Source organism: Hubeiibacter jixunmingi, assembly GCF_041928215.1.
In the GTDB taxonomy this organism is placed as follows: Bacteria; Pseudomonadota; Gammaproteobacteria; order Pseudomonadales; family Moraxellaceae; genus Acinetobacter.
Window position 1 is genome coordinate 1 of record NZ_JBHFHK010000071.1, and the last position, 9,866, is coordinate 9,866.

Annotated in this window: 9 protein-coding genes and 1 tRNA gene; 5 read left to right on the forward strand and 5 right to left on the reverse strand. The window is 39.8% G+C overall.

What is annotated here, in order from left to right:
- Positions 1–74 precede the first annotated feature (74 nt).
- From ACEYX7_RS09555 to prpF, 5 genes are all read left to right on the forward strand, one after another.
- Complete coding sequence (locus tag ACEYX7_RS09555) at positions 75–608, forward strand: HNH endonuclease (RefSeq protein ID WP_374900487.1); 534 nt, start codon at positions 75–77, stop codon at positions 606–608.
- 38 nt (positions 609–646) lie between these two features.
- Positions 647–3,256, forward strand: coding sequence for a Fe/S-dependent 2-methylisocitrate dehydratase AcnD (gene acnD / locus ACEYX7_RS09560; RefSeq protein WP_374900489.1), 2,610 nt, complete (start codon positions 647–649; stop codon positions 3,254–3,256).
- Positions 3,257–3,344: 88 nt separating this feature from the next.
- Positions 3,345–4,301: a DNA (cytosine-5-)-methyltransferase gene (dcm, locus tag ACEYX7_RS09565; RefSeq protein ID WP_374803297.1), complete on the forward strand. Its 957-nt coding sequence runs from the start codon at positions 3,345–3,347 to the stop codon at positions 4,299–4,301.
- Positions 4,294–5,406 (forward strand): phospholipase D-like domain-containing protein, encoded by a 1,113-nt coding sequence (locus ACEYX7_RS09570; protein ID WP_374803299.1) that lies wholly within the window; start codon positions 4,294–4,296, stop codon positions 5,404–5,406. The genes dcm and ACEYX7_RS09570 overlap by 8 nt, the downstream gene beginning before the upstream one ends.
- 17 nt (positions 5,407–5,423) lie before the next feature.
- Positions 5,424–6,590 (forward strand): 2-methylaconitate cis-trans isomerase PrpF, encoded by a 1,167-nt coding sequence (gene prpF, locus ACEYX7_RS09575; protein WP_374806702.1) that lies wholly within the window; start codon positions 5,424–5,426, stop codon positions 6,588–6,590.
- A gap of 77 nt (positions 6,591–6,667) precedes the next feature.
- Here the strand turns inward: prpF and ACEYX7_RS09580 are convergent, their stop codons facing one another.
- The 5 genes from ACEYX7_RS09580 to ACEYX7_RS09600 form a co-directional block, all read right to left on the reverse strand.
- Positions 6,668–7,123, reverse strand: a complete 456-nt coding sequence (locus tag ACEYX7_RS09580; RefSeq protein ID WP_374806703.1) for a GNAT family N-acetyltransferase — start codon at positions 7,121–7,123, stop codon at positions 6,668–6,670.
- Entirely contained in the window at positions 7,116–7,361 is a 246-nt protein-coding gene (locus tag ACEYX7_RS09585; protein WP_374803305.1) for a type II toxin -antitoxin system TacA 1-like antitoxin, read from the reverse strand. The genes ACEYX7_RS09580 and ACEYX7_RS09585 overlap by 8 nt, the downstream gene beginning before the upstream one ends.
- Before the next feature lie 64 nt (positions 7,362–7,425).
- Positions 7,426–8,664, reverse strand: a complete 1,239-nt coding sequence (locus ACEYX7_RS09590; protein ID WP_374900490.1) for a tyrosine-type recombinase/integrase — start codon at positions 8,662–8,664, stop codon at positions 7,426–7,428.
- 267 nt (positions 8,665–8,931) lie between these two features.
- Positions 8,932–9,021 (reverse strand) — tRNA-Ser (locus ACEYX7_RS09595).
- 153 nt (positions 9,022–9,174) lie between these two features.
- The gene (locus tag ACEYX7_RS09600) at positions 9,175–9,690 is read right to left on the reverse strand and encodes a cytochrome b (RefSeq protein ID WP_374900492.1); all 516 of its coding nucleotides are present in this window, start codon (positions 9,688–9,690) and stop codon (positions 9,175–9,177) included.
- Between the last annotated feature and the right edge of the window lie 176 nt (positions 9,691–9,866).

The window sequence follows — 9,866 nt, forward strand, 5'->3', positions numbered from 1 at the left end:
TTGGCTGTCGCTAAAGCCCTTGATTGTTTCGTATCTCATCTTGTCATTATATCAAAACTTTCGCAAGAGGTCTAATGAATAATTATAAAACACTAAATAATTTTTATAAAGTAGATTCTTTAAATCACTTCATTATTGCAATTGAAGATGGTCAAACTGCTGTAAGAGAATACCAAAAACTAATTAAAAATTTTTATGATGAACAGGAAGTACAAAAATTATCACTATTAGATGATGTAGATTTGGATTACCAAGCTTTACTAGATAAGATTAATAAATATTCAGCAGAAACTGCAGTTTTTGTTCAAATTAATGGTCGGCGTTATAAAAGATATAATTATCTAATGAGTTTAATAAAACAATGCAGGGGTTATAAATGTCAGTTTTGTGATATATCCATCCCTGTCAAAGACAATGGATTCTATATTGAAACTTGTCATATTAATCCTAAATCTAAACAAGGATCTGATAGCTTAAGTAATATCCTTACTTTATGCCCTAATTGTCATAAAATTTTTGATTTAAATGACCGTTTAGATGAGGAACATTCTGAAGATAGATATCAAGTAACTATCCAAGGTACGAGATATAGTGTAAATCTTAAGTAAGTTTTTACATATTGTGATAGCCAAAAAGGAGTAATCCCATGAGCCAATACCGCAAAACCCTCACCGATGGCGTAGATTATTATGACGTACGCCAAGCCGTAGAAGACATCAAACAAGGCAGTTTCGACGGCTTGCCTTATACATCAAAAGTGCTTGCCGAACAGCTTGTGCGTCGTGCTGAACCTGAGCATTTGACGGATTATTTAAGCCAATTGATTAACCGTGAACAAACACTTGATTTCCCTTGGTATCCTGCGCGTGTGGTATGCCATGACATCTTGGGGCAAACGGCTCTAGTGGACTTAGCAGGCTTGCGTGATGCGATTAGCGAACAAGGCGGTGACCCAAGTAAGGTTAATCCAGTCGTACCAACACAATTGATTGTCGATCACTCGCTAGCGGTGGAATATGGCGGTTTTGACCCTGATGCCTTTGCCAAAAACCGTGCGGTAGAAGACCGCCGTAACGATGACCGTTTTCACTTTATCGAATGGACAAAAACCGCCTTTGAAAATGTGGACGTGATTCCTGCGGGTAACGGTATCATGCACCAAATCAATTTGGAAAAAATGTCGCCAGTGATTCAAAACCGCACCGATGAAAACGGTAAGCGTGTGGCATTCCCTGATACTTGCGTGGGTACAGACAGCCATACACCGCATACCGATGCGTTGGGCGTGATGTCAATCGGCGTGGGCGGTCTAGAAGCTGAAACCGTGATGCTTGGACATCCGTCGATGATGCGTCTGCCTGATATTATTGGCGTGGAATTGGTCGGACAACGCCAAGCAGGCATTACTGCAACCGATATCGTATTGGCTTTGACTGAATTTTTGCGTAAAGAGCGTGTGGTGGGTGCATACCTTGAGTTCTTTGGTGAAGGGGCGGACAGCATGTCGGTGGGCGACCGTGCGACTATTTCCAACATGACGCCTGAATATGGGGCGACTGCTGCCATGTTCTATATCGACCAAAATACCCTTGACTATCTGACCCTAACTGGACGTGATGCCGAACAAGTACAATTGGTGGAGCAATATGCCAAAAAGGTTGGCTTGTGGGCAAGTGATATGAAAGCAGCACAATATCCACGCGTATTACGTTTTGATTTATCAACGGTGACTCGTAACATCGCAGGTCCATCAAATCCGCACGCACGTGTATCGACCAGTGATTTAAAAGCCAAAGGCATCGCTGTAGCGGCTGAGAACCGTGACCCTATACAAGAAGGGGGCTTAATGCCAGACGGTGCGGTGATTATCGCAGCGATTACATCATGTACCAATACATCAAACCCACGCAACACCGTGGCAGCAGGTTTACTCGCTCGTAAAGCGAACGAACTTGGCTTAACGCGTAAACCTTGGGTCAAATCATCATTCGCCCCTGGCTCAAAAGCGGCTGCTCTTTACCTTGAAGAAGCAGGCGTGTTAAAAGATTTGGAAAAACTCGGTTTTGGTATTGTGGCTTATGCGTGTACCACGTGTAACGGTATGTCGGGTGCGTTAGACCCAGCCATTCAACAAGAAATCATCGACCGTGACCTATACGCCACAGCAGTGCTGTCGGGCAACCGTAACTTTGACGGACGTATTCACCCGTATGCTAAGCAAGCGTTTCTAGCCAGTCCGCCATTGGTTGTAGCCTATGCCATCGCAGGGACAATTCGTTTTGATATTGAAAATGATGCCTTGGGTTATGATAAAGACGGTAAAGCGATTTACTTAAAAGATATTTGGCCATCTGATGAAGAGATTGATGCCCTAGTGAAAACAGCGGTAAAACCTGAGCAGTTCCGCAAGGTGTATATCCCAATGTTTGACCTAGGCGAGATTGAAAAATCGGAAAGCCCATTGTACAACTGGCGTCCGCAATCTACCTATATCCGCCGTCCGCCATATTGGGAAGGGGCTTTGGCTGCACCACGTACGCTTAGCCATATGCGTCCACTGGCTATCTTGCCTGATAACATCACCACCGACCACTTGTCGCCGTCTAATGCCATCGTGCTTGATTCGGCAGCAGGGGAGTATTTGGCGAAAATGGGCGTACCTGAAGAAGATTTCAACTCGTACGCAACGCACCGTGGCGACCACTTGACCGCTCAACGTGCCACCCTTGCCAACCCGAAACTGTTCAATGAAATGGTGGTTCGCTCTGACGGTACGATTAAGCAAGGCTCTAAAGCTCGTGTCGAGCCTGAAGGTGAAGTGATGCGTATGTGGGAAGCGATTGAAACCTACATGAACCGTAAGCAGCCGCTCATCATCATCGCAGGGGCGGACTATGGTCAAGGCTCTAGCCGTGACTGGGCAGCTAAAGGCGTGCGTTTGGCAGGTGTGGAAGCGATTGTTGCAGAAGGCTTTGAGCGTATTCACCGTACGAATCTCATCGGTATGGGTGTGTTGCCGTTGCAGTTTAAGGACGGTGTAAACCGTAAAACTTTAAAGCTAGATGGTACAGAAACCTATAGCGTGATTGGTAATCTAGCCCCACGCAGTGATGTAACGCTGGTGGTGGAGCGTGCCAATGGCGAGATGGTAGAAGTGGCAGTCACCTGTCGTCTTGATACCGCTGCAGAAGTGAAAACGTATAATGCAGGTGGTGTGTTGCAACAGTTTGCGAAGGAGTTTTTGGCAGAAAAGTAAGTAAATAAATGAAATAATCTAGGTGGCTGCTTTTTTATGCCATCTAGATTATAATGTTTAAGCTGTTTATCTTCTGAACATAATTTCTATGCGTAACTTTACTTTTATTGACTTGTTTGCTGGTATCGGGGGATTTCATTTTGCAATGAAAGAGCTTGGGGGAAAATGTGTTTTTGCAAGTGAGTGGGATGTAAATGCCCAAAAAACTTATTTTGCTAATCACAATATGATGCCTTATGGTGATATTACGCTCAATGAAACCAAAAATCAAATTCCACAGAAATTTGATATTTTATGTGCAGGATTTCCTTGTCAAGCATTTTCGGTGGCAGGTTACCAAAAAGGTTTTTCTGATAGTCGTGGCACGCTATTTTTTGATATAGAACAGATTATTGAAAAACATCGTCCAAAAGTTGTATTTTTAGAAAATGTTAAAAATCTTGTTTCACATGATAAAGGAAATACATTTAAAGTGATTTTAGATGTTTTGGAAAATAAATTAAATTATCAAGTTTTTTATAAGATAATGAATACTGCAGAATATGCAAATATTCCACAAAATCGAGAGCGAATTTTTATTGTCGCTTTTGATAAAAATACATTCAAGAATATTGATTTTAAATTTCCAGAAAAAATTGAGTTAACAAAAACTATTCATGATTTTTTGGATAAACAAAAGCAAGATGATATTTTTTATTACACTAATTCAAAATACCATGAACAATTGAAACAAGAAATGCATAATAAAGATACGGTTTATCAGTGGCGAAGAGTTTATGTTCGTGAAAATAAAAATGGACTTTGTCCTACTTTGACAGCTAACATGGGAACAGGCGGACATAATGTGCCTTTAATTATAGACGATTTTGGCATTCGTAAATTAACACCAAAAGAATGTTTTGCATTTCAAGGTTATGATATGAATAAGTTTATCATGCCTAATATTGCCAATAGCAAGTTGTATATGCAAGCAGGAAATTCAGTAACAATGCCTTTGGTAAGAAGAATTTGCGAAAATATTATTAAGGTGATGGAAAATGATTAAATATAATGATGATTACTTAAAATTGTTAAAAGTAATGACTTCATTATCGGGTTTGTTTAGCGATAATAAAGTGCCTTATTTATATTACAGGAATGCGGAAAATCTATTTTGTTATGCCTTGAAAGCAAAAAATTTAAGCCGTGATGATAGTGCATTTGATGCATTATTGGAAATTGATGGAATAAAAACTGGTATAGGTTTGAAAACCTTTATTTGTGAAAAAGAACAGAAATTAGAAAAAGTTGCAGAATTTAATCAGCTAGCTAATAAAGAATTTCGCCATTTAAATGGTGAAGAGCTTATTTTTGCAGTTGCTAATGCAAGAAATGAACGTATTGATTTTGCTAACAGATTATATGGTGTCAATCAAGCAGTTTATCATCTGGTAACTAGAAGAGAAAATGAACTTAGATTATTTGAAGAAAATTATGCTAAAATTGATGTGAGTAAAATAAAAATTAAGAAAATAAAAGACAGTGGTATAGAGTTTACGGATTTTATCCATGACTATAGTTATAGTTTTTCCAAAAGCACTTTATTTAAGAAGTTTCTTTTGCCAAATAATTATCTTTCCTTACCAGTTGAGATCATTTCTGAACCTTATGACTTATTATTAAGATTGAAAGATTTAATTGCTACTGAAGAGAAGCAGATGGAACAAAAAGAGTTTGTAGTATTACCATTATATTCTACTCGAAGTGGTTTAGTTCCTGAAAGGAGTGGATTGAATCAATGGAATGCAAATGGTAGAAAACGCAGTCTTGATGAAGTTTATATACCTATTCCTATACAAATTCATCAAAACTTCCCTGACTTTTTTCCAAGCCGAGATATACCATTTGATTTAATCACACCAGACGGAAAGATTTTAAATGCAAAAGTTTGTCAAGAGAATGGAAAAGCTTTGATGACTAATCCAAATTCGGCATTAGCTGATTGGTTATTACGTCAATTATTAAATTTAAAAGAAGGGGAGATTGCAACTAAAAAGCGTTTGGAGTTAATAGATTGTGATAGTGTAATTATTACCAAAAACAGCCAAAATCAATATAAGATTGACAAGGCAAAATTTGGTAGCTATGAGACTTTTATAACTAATCTGTAAATAAAAAAGGAACAACCATGCAAACATCCGTAAAAGCCACTTATATGCGTGGCGGTACATCAAAAGGTACATTTTTTAATTTAAGCGACTTACCTGAGCGTTGCCAGACGGCAGGGCAAGCCCGTGATAATTTCCTACTGCGTGTGGTCGGTAGCCCTGACCCTTACGGCAAGCAAATTGACGGACTGGGTAACGGTTCTTCAAGCACATCTAAAGTGGTGATTTTGTCTAAGACGGATGTGCCAAATCATGATGTCAATTACTTGTTCGGACAAGTGGCGATTGACAAGGCGATGATTGACTGGTCGGGCAACTGCGGTAACCTAACGGCGGCGGTCGGTGCGTTTGCGATTGCGAACGGCTTAGTATCAGCGGATAAAATTCCTACAGACGGCATCTGTGAAGTGCGTATCTGGCAACAAAATATCAGCAAAACCATCATCGCCCATGTACCAATGAAAAACGGTCAAGTGCAAGAAACAGGCGATTTTGAGCTCGATGGCGTCACTTTCCCAGCAAGCGAGGTCAAAATCGAATTTATCGATCCAGTGGATAGCGATGGGGCGATGTTCCCAACAGGTAATTTGAAAGATACTTTGGACGTGCCTGAGATTGGCAGTTTTGAAGTGACTTTGATTAACGCAGGGATTCCGACCATTTTCTTGCGTGCGACAGATTTGGGCTTTACAGGTACAGAATTGCAAAAAGACATTAACTCTAATGCCGAAATCCTAGCGAAGCTTGAAAAAATCCGTGCTTACGGTGCGGTAAAAATGGGCTTGATTAGCGACATTAAGGAAGCCGAAACTCGCCAACACACACCAAAAATCGCTTGGGTAGCAGAGCCAAAAGACTATACGGCATCTAGCGGTAAAGCGGTCAATGCCAGCGACATTGATTTATTGGCTCGTGCCATGAGTATGGGGCAATTGCACCATGCGATGATGGGTACAGCATCGGTGGCGATTGGTACGGCAGCGACGATTCAAGGCACTTTGGTCAATGATGCGGCAGGCGGCTGTGAATTGTCAGAAGTACGTTTTGGTCATCCATCAGGCACATTATTGGTCGGTGGTGAATCCGCTCAAGTCGATGGGCAGTGGGTGGCGAAAAAGGTATCTATGAGCCGTTCTGCACGTCGTTTGATGACCGGTGAAGTGTGGGTGCCGAGTGATTGTTTTTAATTGAAATGATTATGTAAATCCAAGGTGTAACATCTAAATTCTAAAAATGTTTTGGTTGTTACGCCTTGCATAAAGGGTTAAATCTGATTGACTGGATACAATAAACGTAACTGATTAGGTAAACGATAAAATCCTAAACGTTCATAATAATTGGCTAAATCATCGTTTTTAGCATCAATCACAATAAACGCTAGACCCACAATCAAACTAATTTGTTTGGTCAAATACAAGGCTTCACTGATTAAACGGTTTGATAATCCTTTGCCCTGCTGATTTTTATCAATCGCTAAACGTCCAATCAAAATAGATGGTATCTGTTTTGGATAACCTTTAATTAGATTTTCGCTATTATCTAGGCTGATTGATGATAATGTGAAAAAGCCTTGTATCTGATTATCATCTGCCAATACATGGACTTGAGAAATACCCTTTTTCATGTGCTGACTTGCCATGTGTGACAAATAATGATTAATAGCATCGTTACCACAATCAAAAGCATTTTTATTATGCCCTGCTTGTAATAACTCAAACATGATTGCCCCTTAATGCCAAAAGCTTTTGCATTTGTGCATTTGGTGGCGGTGGATTATCTAGCAATTGCTGTACAAATTCTGCTTGCTCTGCGTCCAATTTGATTTCGCTAATATCGCTATTTAGTGTAGGGTCGCATGGCTTAAATACACTTTGCAATAATTCGTCTGCTGTAACGCCTTGAGCCTTAGCAACATTCATAATGATTTGTACTGTTTGCGGTTGTAGGTCAATAATCATGGTTATTCTCCTAACTGGAATTGATGCTATTTTAACACTGTTTGATATTGCATGATGTAATTTTTTACACATCTTTAGGCTTAAACCGCTGTACGTCTTGCCCTAAGCGTAAAGCATCTAAATAATCCGCCCATAACTGCATAATCTTAAAACGTTGCTTGATAAACTTGGTTCTATTGTATGCCGTGCCGTTTGGGTCTTTGACTTGGTGGGCTAATTGCATTTCCAATATCGCATGGTCTTGCCCTAACTCTTCTTCCAATATCGTGCGTGCCGTTGCCCTAAATCCATGTGCTGTTTGCATACCCTTAAAACCTACTCTTTTGATAGTATCGCCTAACGTGTTTTCGCTTAATACTGGTTCTTTGCCATAGTGCTTGATGCTAGGGAATAAATACACATCGCTAAGCTGTAGGGCTTTAATCTGATTGATGATGTCTAGGGCTTGGCTCGATAACGGTATGATGTGGTCATTATGCGTTTTGCTTGCAATGATATTGATTTGCTGCTTGTCAAAATCCACATCCTGCCATTGTAGATAACGGATTTCATTTGGACGCTGAAAAATATAAACAGATAATTTTAAACAAAGCTCTACAATCTCCCTTGCTCTAGGGTAATTTGCCCTGTACAGCCATAAAGCTTGTAATAGCTCTGCTAATTGTGCTTCGTTGGTTATAGCGGTGTGATTGCCTTTCTTAGGGGTAGGGGTGACAATCAATTTGGCTAGGTTGCGGTCTATCACCTGTTTACGCTCTGCCAAGTCTAAAATCATCTTGATAATGGATTTCGTGCGTCTTGCACTCTCTAAGGTGTTGCGGTCGATAAGCTGACTAACCACCGATTGCAATTGTTCCAAAGTAAGCTTGCTTATTGGTATGTCACCAATAAAGGGTAAAATATCTTTATCCAGTTTTCGCACGGTTTCGCTATCTACTTTCTTTTCTAGCTCTCTATTGTGTAGCCATAGCTCAGCAAACTTGGCAAAGGTGTTTTTATTCTCTTGGTCGGCTTGGTCTTGCAATGCCTTTTTGTGTTCGCTAGGGTCTATACCTTGTGCCAGTAATGCCCTTTCTTCATCTCGTTGTAGGCGTGCTTGTGCCAGTGATATTTCGGGGTATGTGCCAAAAGGTAGGGTATTGCGTTTTTTGCTGATAGGTCGGTAATAATCCATCCGCCAGTATTTGCCCCCTTGTGCTGTGATATGCAAATACATACCGCCCCCATCGCTATATTTTTTTGGGTCTTTGAGCTTTTTAACTTGAATGTCGGTTAATTTGTTTAATTGGTTACTTCTAGCCATGAATGTATGCTCATTTTTAGTGTGTGTGTTTGGGTTGTTATAACGGTATTTTAAAATCATTGCTGTATAAGGCTTTCAAGGGTGGATAACGGTATATTTTTCTTGCTTAGCGGTATCATGTACCGTTATAAAGATTTTTGGGGAAATATACCGTTATACTGTTGCGATTATATGATATTTGATGATACAACATGACACAAGTAAAATTAATAAATCGTTGTTTTTGTTTGATTTTGTAGTGTTATGCAGTGTCATGCAATATTGATTTGGCGGTGAGAGAGGGATTCGAACCCTCGATACGCGCAAACGTATACACACTTTCCAGGCGTGCTCCTTCAGCCACTCGGACACCTCACCAGTGCACGATATAGTACTGAAAAAATATGTTTTTGCCAAGTTAAATTTAGGATAAATGAGATTTATTCAATTGGAGTAGAAAGATAAAATAAAAAAGCATCCAAATGATAATATTTAGATACTTTCTAAAGATGATAATAAGGTTAATTTTATTTAGAGCATACGCTTGATCAAGCCATCTTTTTGAATAAATTGATGATATAAAGCACCAACAACGTGCATACCCAGTAAAAACAGTAAAATTACCCACCAGATATCGTTATGTAATTTTTCAAACAGTTCGGCATATTCATCGTTTGGTGTAACCAAAACAGGTACAGTGAAGAGATTAAAGAAATGTGTTTCACGGTCTGCATACATCATCATCAATAAGCCTGATATCGGCATCGCCAACATAGATAGATACAAACCTGTATGTGCAAGGTGTGACATTCCTGTTTGCCATTTTGGCATCACTGGTGCAGGCGGTGCTTTGACCAAGAAACGATTAATCAAGCGTGCAGCCATCCACAGCAAAATGCTGATACCGATAGAGCGGTGTAAGCTCATATTGTCAAAAACTTCTGCTGTCATCCATGCAGATAAGATCAGTAATGCACCGAGCCAGTGGAATAGACGCACGGTGATTGCCCATTTTTTACGAGAAAGAGAAATATTGTCTGCTTGCATGATTGCTTTTCCAAATAATTGCATCAAAATTGCTGGCGAAATTTAGTAGCGGTTAAAATTATCCTAATAATACGTAATATTTTGTATTGAAAACTTATCTAGGACTTACGCAAACCTAACCGAAGGGCAACGAAGTTGCTCACAAATATAGTCATCAAGAAGCCCTTGCTTAATTT

Excerpts from the sequence above, each read along its gene's own strand:
- ACEYX7_RS09555 (WP_374900487.1), top strand. The coding sequence starts at position 75 with ATGAATAATTATAAAACACTAAATAATTTTTATAAAGTAGATTCTTTA.
- acnD (WP_374900489.1), top strand. The coding sequence starts at position 647 with ATGAGCCAATACCGCAAAACCCTCACCGATGGCGTAGATTATTATGAC.
- dcm (WP_374803297.1), top strand. The coding sequence starts at position 3,345 with ATGCGTAACTTTACTTTTATTGACTTGTTTGCTGGTATCGGGGGATTT.
- ACEYX7_RS09570 (WP_374803299.1), top strand. The coding sequence starts at position 4,294 with ATGATTAAATATAATGATGATTACTTAAAATTGTTAAAAGTAATGACT.
- prpF (WP_374806702.1), top strand. The coding sequence starts at position 5,424 with ATGCAAACATCCGTAAAAGCCACTTATATGCGTGGCGGTACATCAAAA.
- ACEYX7_RS09580 (WP_374806703.1), bottom strand. The coding sequence starts at position 7,123 with ATGTTTGAGTTATTACAAGCAGGGCATAATAAAAATGCTTTTGATTGT.
- ACEYX7_RS09585 (WP_374803305.1), bottom strand. The coding sequence starts at position 7,361 with ATGATTATTGACCTACAACCGCAAACAGTACAAATCATTATGAATGTT.
- ACEYX7_RS09590 (WP_374900490.1), bottom strand. The coding sequence starts at position 8,664 with ATGGCTAGAAGTAACCAATTAAACAAATTAACCGACATTCAAGTTAAA.
- ACEYX7_RS09600 (WP_374900492.1), bottom strand. The coding sequence starts at position 9,690 with ATGCAAGCAGACAATATTTCTCTTTCTCGTAAAAAATGGGCAATCACC.